This window comes from Streptomyces wedmorensis, assembly GCF_000716445.1.
Taxonomy (GTDB): Bacteria; Actinomycetota; Actinomycetes; order Streptomycetales; family Streptomycetaceae; genus Streptomyces; species Streptomyces wedmorensis.
On the sequence record NZ_JNWK01000039.1, the window covers coordinates 1 to 15,169 of the forward strand.

The following is a 15,169-nucleotide window of genomic DNA, read 5'->3' on the forward strand; positions in this document are numbered from 1 at the left end:
CGCCGCCCGCGGCACCTCCGCCACCCTCGACGCCGGCACCGCCTACGGCCGCATCTCCAACAGCCTCACCAACAGCGAAGGCGCCGACGCCGCCCTCGCCATCCACGCCACCACCTCCTACGGCAACATCACCGCCCGCAGCAACTGAACGACAACTCACCCCGGCGAAGCCGACAAGAACGCGTGAGAAGCGAAGAGGAGGGATCGCCCGGGAGGTAGCTGACAGCAGCACGGATGCAACGACTTGGGGGAGGCGACACTTCCTACGGCATGCACAGCGCTTCAGTCCTCCCCCGGCAACTCCCTCCGTCGCCTGTTGTCGTTGACCTGGTGGTCAAGGCGAGGGAGAAGGAACATGGTCACTGCTGAGGTCGCCAGCCGCATCAGGCGGCACTACAGCCCCTGCCCGGCCAAAGCCGAGGCCCGGTGGACGCTGCCTGGCAACGCTACGAGAACCGCCCCGGAAACCAGGAAGAGCCAAAGCTCCCTCACTAGATGATCCGACCGAACCGGTCCGGAGGGTCCTGCACCGGAACCGCTTTCGCTCTTTCGCGACGGTCGGGGTCGAAGCAGCGCCCGCCAGCGTCCGGGACAGGACTCTGACCAGGTCGGACCAGCAATGCTCATGTCCGGGACAGTCGGACACCGTTGCTCCGGCCCGGCCCATACGAGCAAGCTCGACGCCGCACATTCCTCATGCCTGAGTGCTGACTTTCCTGGGAGGAAGGTCTTCCACCACACGTCTCGATCAGGACGCGCCGCCGCTACACTCGCTGCGGCCTTCGGGCTCTTCGCCACGGCCTCGCCACAGCGCCTTCCGCCCTCGCAGCGTGAGGGAGGTGTCCCCTCGCGCGCAGGAATCAGGCGCCCCGGACAAGACGGGGAAGGACCCGTTGGGCCCTGCCGCGTGCGCGGCGGGGCCCAACCCCGCGCGAGCGGCAAGCAGCGTGTGCGCAGCTTGCCGCGGAGCAGGCGGGTGGGACCGTCCCTGCCGTACGCGGCGGGCGGCGTCCCCTGCTCCGCGCGGTGCGGGAGGCAGGGGACGGCGGTTACGGCCATCCCGATGGCCGGCGGGGCCATCCCCTGCAGGTGCGGGAAGCAGTGCTTCCGGAGCAGGTATTCCAGCTCGGGTGTGGCAGGAGGCGACGCAGGACGCTGCGGGAAGTGTGGCTCACGTGCTCCGTTCGCCCTCTTCGCGCGTGATCGAGGGCGTCAGCCCTGGGGCACCGCGACGTACGCCTCCCTGGGCGTGGTGGTCGGTACGTAACGGGTGGCGGTGCGCGCGGTCGGGATCAGGTCCCGGTGGATCACCTTGGACACGGCCTGGATCGTATTCACGCCGTAGGTCATCGTGCTGTTGCCGTCGGTGAGCACGGTGATGGTGTAGTCGTGGGCGGCGTCCTTGAAGGTGCCGATGCTGTGCACGCGCCAGCCACGTGTGGCGCGCTGCAGCCAGCCGTTCTTGACGTGCACGGACAGGGAGGAGGGCGCGCCGGCGGGGGTTCCCCACTTCTGCGAGGTGATGACGTTGCCCATGAGCTTGAGGATGTAGGCCCGGGCGTTGTCACTCAGGACGTTGTTCTTGGCGGTGATCAGTGAGAGCAGCCGCTGCTCGTCGGTGACGTTGATCCGGGTGAGCCCCCAGTAGCCGCCGGACCCCGGCACCGTACGCGTCATGCCGGCGGCCGCCAGGAAGCCCTTCACCTTGGTGACGCCGAGCTGGTTCCACAGGGAGGTGGTGGCGGCGTTGTCGGACTTGGTGATCATGGCGGTGGCGAGGTTGGACTCGCGTGCGGTCAGCTGCCGGTTGGTCTTCTTGGCGTCCCACAGGAGCGTCGCGAGGACGGTCACCTTCACCACGCTGGCCGAGTCGTAGGCGGTCGTGGCGCGCAGGGTGCAGGTGGTGTTCGTGGTGCGGTCGCGCAGGCCGACAGCGACCGTGCCGGCACGTGTGGCGAGGGCGGCGGTGATGTCCCTCTGCAGCTTGGCGGCGAGCCCGGCCTTGCCCGACGTGCAGCTGACCTGCGGCGCGGTAGCCGCTGCAGCAGGCGCCGCGCCCACGGCGACGGGCACGAGCACCCCGGCCGCAGCCACGGCCGGCAGCATCCGGGCACGCAGGAATATGTGGTGAGTCATGTGGGTCCCCCCGTAAACGAAACGAACACGCCTGCGGCGCACTCGTCATAGATGACTCTCGAGCGTGCGGATGGTTGTACGAACCCAGCAAAAACTCGGGGAATCAGGCGCCACCCGTGGCACGATGCCACCGCGAACAGCCCGGCTGCTGGTCCCGGAACAGCAGCCGGTCACCTATGGACGGGTTGACGCTCCGGGGCCTGCCGCCAGAGCTGACACATCTGCACCGCTTCGAGGCGGCTGAGACAGTGGACGTCTGATGTGACAGATGGGGCGGGCGACGCCCTTCGGAGGTCCGTTTCGGTCCTTTCGCTCCTGTCGGATCCCAACACCGCGAGCGGCACATCGGCGTCGTCACACTCGGGCTCCTCCTAGGGACTGTCTCTTTGAACCGCCCGTGAGATCGTCGTGCTCGTGATCGAGTCTTGGGTGATCAGTGACGACAGCCCTGTGCCTGTGTCGTCCGAGGTGGTGCTGGAGGCTCTTCAATCGAGGATCGACGGCGGGCAGCTGGAGACGTGGCTGATCAGTTCGTCCGGACGGTCGTTGGCCTTCGTGACAAATGCCGAGCGCGCGATGGTGATGCTGCTCGAAGACGAGGGCGATCCCGGCGAGCATGCCGTGGACCCCGGGGCCCAGGGGTCGAGCGGCGGGTTCGTCCTCTCCAATGGGCAGGACGACGAGTACCCGGATGAGGACACCGTCCCCCTCCGTGAGGCGTTCCGGCTCGTGAAGCAGATCGTTGGCACGGGCTCTTGGCCTGCGGACGCGCGCTGGGTGGTCGATCGCTGAGCGGGCTATCGCCGTGCCCGGATGAGAATGGCGGCGAGGTGGAGTGCGGCCTGGTAGGCGATGGCGAGCTTGTCCGTTCGCATGGCCAGGCCGCGCTACTGCTTGAGCCGGTTGATGCAGCGTTCGACTGAGTTGCGCTGCTTGTATGCCTCGGCGTCGAACGCTGGTGGGCGACCGCCGACACTGCCTCGCCGCAGCCGGTGGCCGATCTGGTCGGAGGGCTGGGGGATGACAGCGCGGATTCCGCGTCAGCGGAGGTGACGTCGGATCGCGCGGGATGAGTACGCGCGGTCCGCCAGGACGACATCGGGGCGGGTCCTCGGTCGTCCGGGGCCGCTTCGCGGAACGCGGATGGCGGCCATGACGGTCTCGAAGGCCGGGGCGTCGCCCGCCTGGCCTGCGGCGACGCGAAGGGCCAGGGGCCGTGCACGGGCGTCGCTGGCGAGATGGACCTTTGTGCTCAGGCCGCCGCGGGAGCGTCCGAGCGCGTGATCGTCGGGTTCGGCCCGGCCTGGAGCCCCTTTTTCCTGGCTCCGGCGGCGTGCTGGTGCGCTCGGCAGACGGTGGAGTCCACCGACACGGTCCAGCCGATGTCGTCAGCGTCGTCGGCAGTTGCCAGAACTGCGGCGAGGATGCGTTCCCAGGTGCCGTCCACGGCCCACCTGATCAGGCGTTTGTGGGCGGTCCGGAACGAGCCGAGCTCGTCCGGCAGGTCGCGCCAGGGAGAGCAGGTGCGGTACTTCCACGCGATGGCTTCCAAGGTTCGGCGGTGGTCGGCCCACCGTCGGCCGCGGACCGGATCGGCCGGCATCAGCAATTCCCGTCCGGCACTGCCGGGGCCGCTCCTACGATCCGCCGTATGGAGCTCGAGGTGGTGGAGCGGATCACCGCGCGACGTGCGGAGCTGGACGAACTCGAGGAACAGCCGGCCAAGCAGTTGTCCGAGGTGCGGGCCGAGCGGGACGAGCTCGCCGTGGCCGAGCGAGTTTTGCGGCGGATGGGCGAGCAGATCGCCGAGGAGCGGGCGGCGGCCGGCTCGCCGGTCGTCCAGGTGGCGGGGCGGTCGGTGCGGTTGGTCCCGGACCGTGCGCCGGGCGTGGCGGAGAGTGCGCTGCCGGCGGAGTACCAGCGCATCCTGGTCGCCGTGCGGCAGGCCGCCGGTCCGGTCGCGACCCGGCAGATCGGTGAGGTGCTGGGGCTGGAGGTCGGGGTGCGGGGCAAGCTGGAGCCGCTGCGCGGAAAGCTGACCAAGCTCGCAGACCGCGGCTGGCTGCACAAACGGCCCGACGGCCGGTTCACCGTCCGCCCATGACCCTGGCGGGAGCACGAACGACGGCGCCCGGGAGCGTAACTGCAGCGCCCCCGGTGGCCGTTGGGATTGTGTGACGAAAACCAAAGACCGGGCCGGGGACGCCGTGTCCCTGGTTTACCAGTGCCGCCTGCCGCTGTCCACGCGCACCCTGTCCTACCTCGCCGACCTGCTGCGACGCCATCTCAAAGCGATACGGTCGAGGTGGCGGACACTGCCACCTGGGAAGACCGCCGTGATCGTCCTGGCCGTCGTACTGCGGCACGACCAGCGCCTAGCCGACATGGCCGGCGGGAACGACATCTCCGCCACCACCGTGCGTCGCTGGCGGGACGAGCTGATCGGCTGCTGGCCGCGAAGGCCCCACGCCTGGACCGCGCCCTGAAGAAGATCGCCCGGCGGGGCGGCGAGGTCGTCCTGATCGACGGCACCCTCATCCCCACCCAGCGCCGCACCGGGAAGGCGAACCGGCCGAACTACTCGGGCAAGCACCACCGTCACGGCCTGCACGTCCTCGCCCTGACCGACGAGAAAGGCCGGCTGATCTGGATATCTGCTGCCCGGCCCGGCCGCACCCACGACATCACCGCCGCCCGCCGCGACCACCTGCTGGCCCACCTGCGCGCTGCCGGCCTCGGCGCCCTGGCCGACCTGGGCTTCCTCGGCCTGGACGACGATACGGACAACCCCGTAGTCGTCACCGGATTCAAGGCCACCCGCGCCCGCAAGCTGACCCCCGGCCAGAAGGACGCCAACCGGGCACTTGCCGCCGGACGCGTCCCCGTCGAACGCGGCTTTGCCCATCTAAAGAACTGGCGGATCCTCACCAAGCTCCGGACTGACCCCGCCCGTGCCACCCACCTGTTTCGCGCGCTGCTCGTCCTGACGAACATCGAGGCCACTAGCGACAATTGATCTCTACCGCAGGTAGCCCACGATCAGCACATGCCCTCGGAACCGCGTCACCGGGCCGGGATCGGCTGAGTGAGGTTCACCGGGTTGCCATCGGGGTCCTTAATGTGGGCGACGCGCTGTCCCCACGGCATGTCGTTGGGGCCTCCGTTGACCGAGCCGCCGAGCGCCTCCACCCGGGCGAGCGTCTCGTCGACGTCGTCGACACCGATGCTGAGCAGGATCCGCGGCGCCGCTCCGGTGCCCGGGTTCGCCTTGGCCACCAGCCCGAGGTCGGTGTCGCCGATGCGCAGGCCGAGGTAGAAGGCGGCGCCTTCCTCCGGTACCCGGAAGATCTCCTCAGCGCCGAACAATTTCGTATAGAAGCCGAGCAGAACGTCCTGGTCGGCAGTCAGGATCACGGGCTGGATGGTGGACATGGCACTCCTGTCGAGAACGGTCGTGTCGCTGGGTAGACCGTTCGAGGACGGTGAACTCATCGGCGAAACCACCCCGCCGGACGATCTACAACACAGACTGCCGCCCGCCACCAGCACGAGCACCCCGAAACGAGGTCACGCCACCCCCGCTGACCAGCCACTTCAAGATGGCGCGGCTTCACTAATCGGACGGACACATCTGATCAACTGACCATCCGATCAAAGAGACACGCTCTAGCCGTGCTGGTCACCGCAGCCGGTGTCTCCGACGACGTCGGCGGCATCCACCTGCTCTCGAGCATGGCCGTCGACCGCCCCCGCATCACCAAGGCCTCGGCCGACACCGGCTAGCGCACCAAAGCCGTCGAGCACGGCGCTCGGCTCGGCATCGACGTCGAAGCCATCCGCCGCGACCCGCCCAGAAGGGCTTCAAGGTGATCCCGCGGCGCTGGGTCGTCGAGCGGATCTTCGGCTGGCTCATGCATCACCGCCGCCTCGCCCACGACTACGAAGCCCTGCCTACCCGATCCGAAGCCATGATCAGCCCCGCGACGATCGACCTGATGAGCTGTCGGCTCATCCGAGAAGCCACGTTGAACTGGCGTGGTAGCCCGCCCCGGCGGGCCGCAACGAGAAGGCATCACCCTTCGTCGAAACCGCGGAAGGTTCGTGATTCATCAGTGGCGTCGGCGAACTCCACAAAGTCCATGTTGGCGATGCTGAGGTTGGCCGAGACGTCAGGGAACCACCGAGCGGGGACCCTGAACGTCTCCCCAGGTTCGTTTGAGAGATCTATGACCAGGAGCGGGTGATCTGGGTCGTTCAGCGTGGTTGCGTCCGCCAGGAACACGTCGCCGATCTGGTCGTCTTCGTCCGCAGCAGCCTCTTCTACCATCAAGGCATGGTCCCCACGTCGACGAAGCGGAGATCGCTGACATACGTCGCAAAGGAGTACTCGCCAGCCGCATCAACTGCGGCGCGAACCAAGTCCCATGCCCCCTCGTCGCCGAAGTCGGTACGCAGGACCAGCGAAGTCAGATCGTCAGGCTGAGGCAGAGACATCTCGTGACGCTCTCACCGACTCCTGGTTTCTCGAACCCACCAAGGCCGACCCCTGGGCCGGAAACCGGCTTCCACACTTCGAAGGCCCCCTGCGACACGCCCTCGTGGCCACGGCCATCGACCGCACCAATACCTTCGAGGAGCTCCTGCCGGCCGCCCTGGCCTCCGTGTCGTTGTGCAGCAACCTCACCATCGCCGACGACTGGGCCCCTGCTCGCCGCGGCCTTCCCGTCCGGCCACGACCAGCGCACCCCTCTCACACCGGCCCAACACCGCTACCTGAACGCTCTCGTCGACCACAACCTGTGCTGGCGCCACACCCACCTCATCACCACACGGTTCGACGACCTCGGACTCCCTACCCACCCGCAACGCCATCAAAGCCCTCCTGACGGACCGCCACCGTGCCAACAGACCGACCCCCGAACCGAACCTCTCCCCCACCACGGCATCACAGGAATACCGCACAGTCCGAATGACTCCCCATTCCGCTGAGCAGAGTTCACGGAGCCTGGCGCGAGACATGCACGAAAGACCAGGACAGCCCTGACGGCGATGTGCCGGCTGGGGTGGTCGAAGCGGTCAGGCTGTCCCAGCCGTGGGTGAGGGTGTCGGCGATCGGGTCGTGGGAGACCTTGGGCTCACTGCCGGTGCGTCGGCGCGTCGGTCGGCGTGTAGGGCATGGATCGGTGGGCCTGCACACCGCCACGCACTCAAGGCGCGTAGCCGCACCATTGCTTCTAGCATGGAAATTGACACCTTGCTGGCTTGAAGGAGTCAAAATGGTAGAGATGGTGAATCTTCAGTCATTCAATCGTCAAGACATGTACATTCAATCCCATAATTTTGAAGGCGAATTGAATCCGTTCGATCCGAACAGGAAGTCCCGATTCGTCTTCCAAGTTGAGCGCGGAAACGCTTTCGACGGCACTGAGACCGCGCCCACGGTCCGCTTCAAGTCCGTCCGTCTGGACGAGGGAAATTTCTACCTACGCCATCGGAACTTCCGGCTCTATCTTGAGGCTTGGAACCCCCCGGCGCCCGTCGACGGCTTCCTGGACGATTCACTCTACTTCCTGCGTGGCGGAAAGGCTGGAAACGTGGATGCCGGCTGGGTTTCCCTCCAGTCGTTCAACTTCCGCGACCGATGGATTCGGCACCGCGACTATCACGTCTACGTCGAATCCCTGGGCGTCAACCCGGCTTCTGCAAAGGAAGACGCCACGTTCAAGATGGTGCCGACAAGCTGGTTCTTCTTGGAGCCGTAGATCGGCTGAATTGCGACCCGGCGCCGAACCGGTCCGGTGTTCGTACGACTGCGGCCAAGTGGTGAACTTCCGGGCGGCATTTGGAGATGCCGATGGCAGCACCGGCCAGGGCCTGGTGGCTTTGTCCACGAGACGGGTTCTGGTTCAACTCCGTGCTGAATGGCGCTCCGTTGCGGCGGGACGTCGAAGAGAGCGATGGAAGGGGTGGCGGGGCGAGGAAGGCGGGTGAGTATGGTTCGCCACTGCTTCCATCCTTCCGGGTCGAGCCAGTCTGAGGCCGGCCCGGCCCATCGTCGTCGCCGACCACATCGCTGACCCGAACCTCCCTCCCACCAGGGCGGAGCGGGAATACCCCTCATCTCGCGTGACGCTCCCTGCCAGCTGACGCGAGCGCTTGGACGCCGCGCGGCGGGAGGCGTACGCGTCCCGACGTGGCAGTGGCCTGACGAGGTGGGGAAGCTACGAGCGATGACGTCCTGTCGATCATTCCAAGTGATCCGCGGTGGCAGCCGGATCACGATACCGTCGATCGCGTCATCACTCTCGTCGAAGACCTGACTCCCGGAGCTGCCGACTGGGTGAGCGTGGAGATCGACGTGACGTGGCACGACGTAGTGACCCTCGTCGACTGAAGGGGCACCTGGCGAACATCGGCTGCCCCTTCCGCCAAGCATCCATCGACACGGATTGGTGGGGCGACCGCGTGGAGGCTCACTGCGACAGTGTTCCTCGAAGCCTCGCGCGTGGTCGTCGGCGTGGGAGCTGCGGCCTCACACCATGGCCACGCCTGATACGAGATCGCCACAGGAACGATGACGCCGGCCACCATCGGCTTCGCGGCGACACCCAGCGCCGGAATCGTCAGTTGGCTGCTCGGCGACCGACTCGTCTCCCTGACCGGCCGACGCGCGCTGCCCCGCTCGGGACACGTCCCCGTCATCGCGCCCGCCCGCTCAATCTGGCACCGCACCAGGGATGTCACCGCGTCCGACGCATCCGCTCCGCTCCGAAGCGCCCTGGGTCGAATCCGCCGGTGACGCCCGCGGGCACCGGGTTCCGGTGGTCAGTCCTGGCCGGCGGGACGCAGTTCGCGTTCGAGGGCGGACAGGGCGAAGGTGTGAGGGGAGGTGTGCCTCCAGCGGGAGCGGCCGAACATCACGTCCTCGGAGAGTCCGCTCAACATGGCCACGGCCCGGATGGTGAACTCGGGGAGGTCGACGTCGGCGAAGTGTCCCAGGTCGCGGCCCTCGCGCAGGATGGCTTCCAGGCGCTCGTCCCAGCCGTCGAGCAGTTCGGTGAGGATCTGGTGGCCCGCTTCGTCGTGGCGCTGGGCGAGGACCTGTGTCCACAGTGCGTAGCGTTCGTCGCCTTGGTGGCGGGGCAGGTAGAAGCGTACGAACAGGTCCAGCTTCTCGGCGGGAGACGCAGCCTGGTCGGCGGCGTGCTGGAACCGGGTCCAGAGGTCCGCTTGGCTCCAGGCGAGGACTTCGAGCAGGAGCCGGTCCTTCTTGCCGAAGTGGTAGAGGATGTGGCCCGTGCTCATGCCGGCGCGGGCGGCGATGTCCGACATTCGCAGGGCCGCTGTGCCCTTCTCGGCGATGACGCTGATGGCGGCCCGCATGGCCCGCTCCCGCGCGTCGTCCCCGCTGGGCTGACGTTTCCTGTCGATCGGGACCCGGGCGGCGGGCCGCGAGGCGGCGCCGTTCTCGACGGGCCCGGTCTCTGACGTCGGCATGCGCTCACTTTCGGTTCCGGAAATCCAGGTTTCAAGTGTAGGTTCCGAAATTCTAGACTCTTAGTCTAGACTGAAAATCAAGTCAGAGCGATGGGGTGTGACGGCCGGCAGTGCGCGGTCGCCCCGACGGCCAGCGGCCCGCCTGCCCTACTCACCCCCAGGAGACACCCACATGACGAGCGGATTCGATGTCGTCGAGACCTGTATCGCCGACCTGCGCGCAGCGCTGGAGAAGGGCGAGACGACGGCGGTCGGCCTGCTCGACGCCTATCTCGCGCGGATCGACGCGTACGACCGGCCCGGTACGGCCACCGCTCTGAACGCGATGGTCGTGATGAACCCGCACGCCCGGGCGGAAGCGGAGGCCTCCGACGCCCGCCGTGCCCGCGGCGAGACGCTGGGCCCGCTGGACGGCATCCCGTACACCGCCAAGGACAGCTACCTCGCCGAGGGGCTCACGGCGGCGTCCGGCTCCCCGGCGTTCGAGCACCTCGTCGCCCAGCGTGACGCCTTCGCCATCGAGCGGCTGCGCGCGGGCGGCGCGGTGCTCATCGGGCTCACCAACATGCCGCCCATGGCGAACGGCGGCATGCAGCGCGGCGTGTACGGCCGTGCGGAGAGCCCGTACAGCGCCGACTGGCTCACCAGCGCCTACGGCTCCGGCTCCTCCAACGGCTCCGGCACGGCGACGGCGGCGTCCTTCGGCGCGTTCGGCCTCGGCGAGGAGACCTGGTCCTCGGGGCGCGCGCCCGCGTCGAACAACGCGCTGTGCGCCTACACCCCCAGCCGCGGAGTGATCTCGGTCCGCGGCAACTGGCCGCTCGTGCCGACGATGGACGTCGTGGTCCCGCACACCCGCACCATGGCCGACCTGCTCGAACTGCTCGACGTCATCGTCGCCGACGACCCGCACACGCGCGGGGACCTGTGGCGGGCGCAGCCGTGGTTGGCGCTGCCCCCGGCGTCGCAGGTACGTCCCGCCTCCTACCCGGCCCTCGCGCCCGCCGACGCCGAGGCAGCGTCCGGCGCTCTCGCCGGCAAGCGCGTCGGGGTGCCCCGGATGTACATCAACGCCGACCCCGCCGCCGGAACGAACCCCGCCGGAGGCATCGGCGGCCAGACCGGGCAGCGCATCGACACGCGCCCCTCGGTGATCACCCTCTGGGAAGCCGCCCGCCGCGACCTGGAGGCCGCCGGGGCCGAGGTGGTCGAGGTCGACTTCCCCGTGGTGTCGAACTACGAGTCCGACCGCCCCGGAGCGCCCTCGCTGTACACGCGCGGACTGGTCAGCCGCGAGTACCTCGCCTTCGAGATCGAGGACCTGTCCGCCTGGGCCTGGGACGACTTCCTGCGCGCCAACGGCGACCCGGCGCTCTCCACCCTGGCCGACGTCGACGGCGACCGCATATGGCCCAAGCAGGAGGGCGAGCTGCCCGACCGGTACGACGGCTTCGACGACACGATCGGCGAGTACCCCCGCTTCGTGCGCGAGCGCCCGTACGCGTCCCTCGCCGACATGCCGCTCCTCGAGCAGGGACTGCGCGGGCTGGAGGAGACGCGCCGCGTCGACCTGGAGCTGTGGATGGACGGACTGGGCCTGGACGCGGTGGTCTTCCCCGCGGTGGCCGACGTGGGCCCCGCGGACATGGACGTCAGCGTGGCGTCCGCCGACCTCGGCTGGCGCAACGGTGTCTGGGTCGCCAACGGCAACCTGGTCCCCCGCCACCTCGGCATCCCCACGGTGACCGTGCCCATGGGCACCATGACGGACACCGGCATGCCCGTCGGGCTGACCTTCGCGGGCCGCGCCTACGACGACAACGCCCTGCTCTCCCTCGCGGCGGCCTTCGAGAAGACCGGCCGCCGACGGACGGTGCCGCCGCGCACGCCGCGCCTGTCGGCCGAGTGACCTGACGAAGGCCCCCCGAGCGGATCGCGGCGGCCGGAAGCGGAAGCGAGCAACCGACGACACCGGGGGGAGGGCGTGGCATTCGCCCACGCCCTCCCCCCACGCTCGGATCAACGGGCGCCGGTCACGCAGGGCAGTTCCACCAGGGTGTCGGCGAGGCGATCGGTGGCCGGTCCGCCGTCCTGGTCCGGCTCCGGGGAGCCGCCGTCGCGTCCGCCGAGGAGCTGCCTTGACCAGCAAGGCCGCGTTCAGGCCCGCCTCGTGGGCGGCCTCGTTCACCGCGAGCCGCCCACGCCTGCCACCGTGCCCACGCCCGCCACCGTGCCCACGCCCGCCACTGGCCGACGGCCGCGCCGACCCGCCCGGCTCGGCCCTCACCGGCCGTCCCGGTCTCAGGCAGCGGGCCTCGATGTCCATACGGTGCCCCGGGCCTCGTACTCCAGCATGGCCTCCAGGGCGGTCGCCGTGTCGGAGCCGAGTTCGCGGCGGGTGAGCCAGAGGGCGAGTTCGAGGCCCGAGGTGATGCCGCCGGCCGTCACGAGGTCCCCGTCGTCGACGACCCGTGCGTTCTTCACAAGGCCGCCTCGTCGTTCGAGGTCGGCCTTCGCCCTGTGGTGCGTGGTGCAGGGACGGCCACGCGTCAGCCCGGCGGCGGCGAGCAGCATGACCCCCGTGCAGAGGGCGCCCAGGGTGAGACCGGGGCGGGAGGAAGCCGCCGCGAGGGCGCGCGGCAGGACGCCCCGGTCGGTCTCGGCCCACACGCCCGGGCTGTCACGGCGGGCATAGCCGCCGCCGGGGACGACGAGGAGGTCCGCCTCGTCGGGGGCCCAGCGGTGCAGATCCCTGACCGTCGTGCCGTAGGCGGCGGTGACCGACCGGGCTCCGGTCGCCGACACGTAGCGGACCTCGACCGGCCGGGAGGTGAAGAATCCGGCCGCGGAGAAGACCTCGTACGGGGCGGCGAAGTCCAGCTCTTCCACACCGTCGAACATCACCACGTGGACGCGCAGCGGCCCGGTCGCCCCGCCGGCGGACGCGCGTGCGCTCCGGGTGCCCGCCAGGGCGCCCGTGGCGCTGGCGGCCGTGGCGCCGACGGCCGTGGTCGCACGGAGTACCTGCCTGCGGTTCATCGAGGGCTCCTGTCTCGGAAGGGACGACGGGAAGGGGGTCGGGCCGCCGTCCCGCCCGGTTCCCGCGGTCGTCCGGGAACTCGGAGGCCCCGCCGTACGATCCCTCCCGCCCGGTTCCCGCGGTCGTCCGGGAACTCGGAGGCCCCGCCGTACGACTCCTCCACCGCACCGGCACGGAAGCGGCGAGAGGCACGGGATGGGCGGACTGGACATACGCATGCGCGGGGTCGCCTGTCGGCACGGTCGCGCCGAGGCCGTCGTGGGGGTCGATCTGGAGATCGCCGCCGGGGAGCGGGTCGCGCTGACGGGGACGAACGGGTCCGGGAAGACGACGCTGCTGCGTGCGGTCCTCGGGCTGCACCGGCAGACGTACGGCTCCATCGAGGTCGGCGGGCGCGGCGCGCGCTCGACCGCCGAGTGGGCGTGGCGGCGCCGGTCGTGTGCCTGGATCCCGCAGAAGCCCGCGGCCGGCCGTTTCCCGCTGCGCGGTGACGAGCTGCTCGCGAGCAGCGGTGCGCCCGGCGAGGCGGTGCGGGCCGCCGGGCGGCTCGGGGTCGGAGCTCTGACCTCGCGTCCCGTGGGCACCCTGTCCGGTGGGCAGTTGCAGCGGATGTATCTGGCGCGGGCGATCGGCTGCGTCGCCGCCGGCGCGCAGGTGCTGCTCGCGGACGAGCCGACCGCCGCCCTCGACTTCGAGGGGCAGGAGGAAGCGGCCGACGTGCTGGCCTCGCTGCCGGTCACGCTCGTGGTCGTGACCCACGACCGGGCGCTCGCGGATCGGTGCGACCGGGTCCTGGAGATGGCCGCCGGGCGGCTGCGGGAGGTGCGGTGAGCACGCTCGCGGCGGCCGATCTCGGCGTCATGCTCCAGCTCGTTCCGGTCCAGCGGGCCGGGGTGGCACTGCTCCTGGCGGCCGTCGGTCTTCCGGTGATCGGCGTCGTCATCGTCGGGCTCGACATCATGCCGGTGCGGTTCGCGATGATGCACGTGGCACTGCTCGGCATCGCGGTCGGGCTGCTGACGGGGATCGATCCGATGGTGTGCGCCCTGGTGGCGTGCGCGCTGTCGGGGGCCGGCGTCGCGCCGCTGGCCCGGACGCCGTCGGGGCTCTCGGGGGCGATGGGCCTGTTGATGAGCCTCGCCATCGCCGCCGCGCTGCTCGTCCTCGCCGTCTCGGGCGTCAACGCCTCGGGGGCCTTCGCGCTGCTGTGGGGGTCGATCCTGTCCGTCGGCACGGCGGACCTCGTGGTTCTCGGCGCGCTCGCCGTGGTCGTGCCCGCGCTGTTCTGGTGGCGGCGTCGTGAGGTGGCGCTGCTGCTGTACGACCGCGAGCTCGCCCAGTGCTCGGGGGTGCCGGTCCGTTTCCTGACCACGGCTCTTCTCGTGCTGGTCGCGGTCGCGGTCGCCGGCGCGATCAAGCTGACCGGGGCGCTCCTGGTCGACGCGCTGACCCTGCTGCCCGCGCTCGCGGCGCGCCGTCTGGGCCGCTCGCTGGGGTCGATCACGCTGTGGGCGGTCGGCATCGGCGTCGCGGTCAACGTCACGGGCTTCCTGCTGGCCCTGTGGCTGGACTGGCCTCCGGGCCCGGTCCTCGTCCTGACGGCGGGGTTTGTCGTCCTCGCCGCGCATCTCATTCCCGAACGGAGAACCAGCTCATGGCGCGCACCCGCGTCCGTACCGCCCGTCTCGCTTCCCTCGTCGCACTGAGCGCTGTGCTGCCCTTGCTGGCCGGCTGCGGAGAGGACGAGCCGGCCGCGGGCACCGACCGCAACGGGGCGGTCGGCAAGCCGGTGGTCGTCGTGACGACCACGTGGGAGGGCGCTTTCGCCAAGGCCGCCGGGGCCGAGGACATCACGGTGATCGTGCCGCAGTCCGTGCACCACGCCCCGGACTACGACCCGAAGCCGTCCGATCTGGCAGCCGTCGCGAAGGCGGACTTCGTGCTGTACGCGCCGTTCGAGCCGTACGCGGCGAAGATCAAGGAGGCGGCCGGCTCGAAGGCGAAGCTCGTCGAGGTGAACCTCGACAACGACCCGGTCGAGGCCGGAGCCGAGGTCGAGCGTCTCGGCGGCCTGTTCGGCACGAAGGACAGCGCCTCGCGGTGGAAAGCCGGCCTCGTCAGCGAGGTCGCGAAGCTGAACGGCGAGCTCAAGGCCGCCTGGCCGGGTGGCAAGAGCCCGGCCGTCGTCTCCCAGGTCTTCACGACCTGGGCGGCCGGTCTCGCGGGTGCCACGCCGGTGGGCACGTACGGCCCCGAGCCGGTCACCCCCGCACAGCTGGCCTCCCTCTCGGCGAAGAAGCCCGCCTTCGTCCTCGACAACGCGCACATGTCGACCGGCACCGTGCTCCCGGACTCGGGCGCGAAGCAGGTCACGGTCGTGAACTACCCGGGCGAGGACCTGGATCTGCTGGCGGTGTACCGGAACGCGGCGGCCGAGCTGAAGGCGGCGATGAGCGGCTCCTGACCGCAGGACGAGCGAAGGGGGAGGGCCGTCAC

Annotated in this window: 14 protein-coding genes and 3 pseudogenes; 10 read left to right on the forward strand and 7 right to left on the reverse strand. The window is 69.7% G+C overall.

Annotated elements, in window-relative coordinates; genetic code table 11:
* Nucleotides 1-148, forward strand: a pseudogene (locus OO54_RS49050) (DUF4097 family beta strand repeat-containing protein); the annotation flags it as partial.
* Nucleotides 149-1,212: 1,064 nt separating this feature from the next.
* On the opposite strand, the gene OO54_RS27185 reads toward OO54_RS49050, so the two are convergent.
* Nucleotides 1,213-2,106 carry a serine hydrolase gene (locus tag OO54_RS27185; protein WP_078905364.1) on the reverse strand — a complete coding sequence of 298 codons (894 nt, stop codon included), beginning with the start codon at nucleotides 2,104-2,106 and terminating at the stop codon, nucleotides 1,213-1,215.
* Nucleotides 2,107-2,544: 438 nt separating this feature from the next.
* On the opposite strand from OO54_RS27185, the gene OO54_RS27190 reads away from it, so the two are divergent.
* On the forward strand, nucleotides 2,545-2,928 hold the full coding sequence (locus OO54_RS27190; protein ID WP_200146747.1) for a hypothetical protein: 384 nt from the start codon (nucleotides 2,545-2,547) through the stop codon (nucleotides 2,926-2,928).
* A gap of 5 nt (nucleotides 2,929-2,933) precedes the next feature.
* Here the strand turns inward: OO54_RS27190 and OO54_RS43965 are convergent.
* Nucleotides 2,934-3,739 (reverse strand): annotated as a pseudogene (locus OO54_RS43965) (IS5 family transposase).
* Nucleotides 3,740-3,787: 48 nt separating this feature from the next.
* Here OO54_RS43965 and OO54_RS47585 point away from each other — a divergent pair.
* Both OO54_RS47585 and OO54_RS43970 read left to right on the forward strand, forming a co-directional pair.
* Nucleotides 3,788-4,240 carry a hypothetical protein gene (locus tag OO54_RS47585; RefSeq protein WP_234439517.1) on the forward strand — a complete coding sequence of 151 codons (453 nt, stop codon included), beginning with the start codon at nucleotides 3,788-3,790 and terminating at the stop codon, nucleotides 4,238-4,240.
* A 201-nt stretch (nucleotides 4,241-4,441) separates the two neighbouring features.
* Nucleotides 4,442-5,152, forward strand: a complete 711-nt coding sequence (locus tag OO54_RS43970) for a transposase family protein (protein WP_234439516.1) — start codon at nucleotides 4,442-4,444, stop codon at nucleotides 5,150-5,152.
* A gap of 47 nt (nucleotides 5,153-5,199) precedes the next feature.
* On the opposite strand, the gene OO54_RS27215 is transcribed toward OO54_RS43970, so the two are convergent.
* Entirely contained in the window at nucleotides 5,200-5,568 is a 369-nt protein-coding gene (locus OO54_RS27215) for a VOC family protein (RefSeq protein ID WP_033207457.1), read from the reverse strand.
* A gap of 234 nt (nucleotides 5,569-5,802) precedes the next feature.
* Between OO54_RS27215 and OO54_RS48850 the strand changes: the two are divergent.
* A pseudogene (locus tag OO54_RS48850) lies at nucleotides 5,803-6,179 on the forward strand (transposase); the annotation flags it as partial.
* Between the two features lie 29 nt (nucleotides 6,180-6,208).
* On the opposite strand, the gene OO54_RS47595 reads toward OO54_RS48850, so the two are convergent.
* Both OO54_RS47595 and OO54_RS45985 read right to left on the reverse strand, forming a co-directional pair.
* Nucleotides 6,209-6,463: a DUF6924 domain-containing protein gene (locus OO54_RS47595; protein ID WP_234439515.1), complete on the reverse strand. Its 255-nt coding sequence runs from the start codon at nucleotides 6,461-6,463 to the stop codon at nucleotides 6,209-6,211.
* Nucleotides 6,463-6,630, reverse strand: a complete 168-nt coding sequence (locus OO54_RS45985) for a DUF6924 domain-containing protein (RefSeq protein ID WP_157856524.1) — start codon at nucleotides 6,628-6,630, stop codon at nucleotides 6,463-6,465. The genes OO54_RS47595 and OO54_RS45985 overlap by 1 nt, the downstream gene beginning before the upstream one ends.
* 782 nt (nucleotides 6,631-7,412) lie before the next feature.
* Between OO54_RS45985 and OO54_RS27230 the strand changes: the two genes are divergently transcribed.
* Nucleotides 7,413-7,898 carry an AbfB domain-containing protein gene (locus OO54_RS27230; RefSeq protein WP_033207458.1) on the forward strand — a complete coding sequence of 162 codons (486 nt, stop codon included), beginning with the start codon at nucleotides 7,413-7,415 and terminating at the stop codon, nucleotides 7,896-7,898.
* Between the two features lie 1,063 nt (nucleotides 7,899-8,961).
* On the opposite strand, the gene OO54_RS27240 is transcribed toward OO54_RS27230, so the two are convergent.
* Nucleotides 8,962-9,633 (reverse strand): TetR/AcrR family transcriptional regulator, encoded by a 672-nt coding sequence (locus OO54_RS27240; RefSeq protein WP_033207460.1) that lies wholly within the window; start codon nucleotides 9,631-9,633, stop codon nucleotides 8,962-8,964.
* 172 nt (nucleotides 9,634-9,805) lie between these two features.
* On the opposite strand from OO54_RS27240, the gene OO54_RS27245 reads away from it, so the two are divergent.
* A complete protein-coding gene (locus tag OO54_RS27245) occupies nucleotides 9,806-11,542 on the forward strand; it encodes an amidase (protein ID WP_033207461.1) in 1,737 nt (578 codons plus the stop codon).
* A gap of 392 nt (nucleotides 11,543-11,934) precedes the next feature.
* On the opposite strand, the gene OO54_RS27250 is transcribed toward OO54_RS27245, so the two are convergent.
* The gene (locus OO54_RS27250) at nucleotides 11,935-12,672 is read right to left on the reverse strand and encodes a DJ-1/PfpI family protein (RefSeq protein WP_033207463.1); all 738 of its coding nucleotides are present in this window, start codon (nucleotides 12,670-12,672) and stop codon (nucleotides 11,935-11,937) included.
* 196 nt (nucleotides 12,673-12,868) lie between these two features.
* On the opposite strand from OO54_RS27250, the gene OO54_RS27255 reads away from it, so the two are divergent.
* The 3 genes from OO54_RS27255 to OO54_RS27265 are packed head-to-tail and all read left to right on the forward strand — an operon-like array spanning nucleotide 12,869 to nucleotide 15,137.
* Nucleotides 12,869-13,504, forward strand: a complete 636-nt coding sequence (locus OO54_RS27255) for a metal ABC transporter ATP-binding protein (protein ID WP_017238370.1) — start codon at nucleotides 12,869-12,871, stop codon at nucleotides 13,502-13,504.
* A complete protein-coding gene (locus OO54_RS27260; RefSeq protein WP_033207464.1) occupies nucleotides 13,501-14,379 on the forward strand; it encodes a metal ABC transporter permease in 879 nt (292 codons plus the stop codon). Before OO54_RS27255 ends, OO54_RS27260 begins: the two co-directional genes overlap by 4 nt.
* A complete protein-coding gene (locus OO54_RS27265) occupies nucleotides 14,328-15,137 on the forward strand; it encodes a metal ABC transporter solute-binding protein, Zn/Mn family (RefSeq protein WP_033207466.1) in 810 nt (269 codons plus the stop codon). The genes OO54_RS27260 and OO54_RS27265 overlap by 52 nt, the downstream gene beginning before the upstream one ends.
* Nucleotides 15,138-15,169 lie beyond the last annotated feature (32 nt).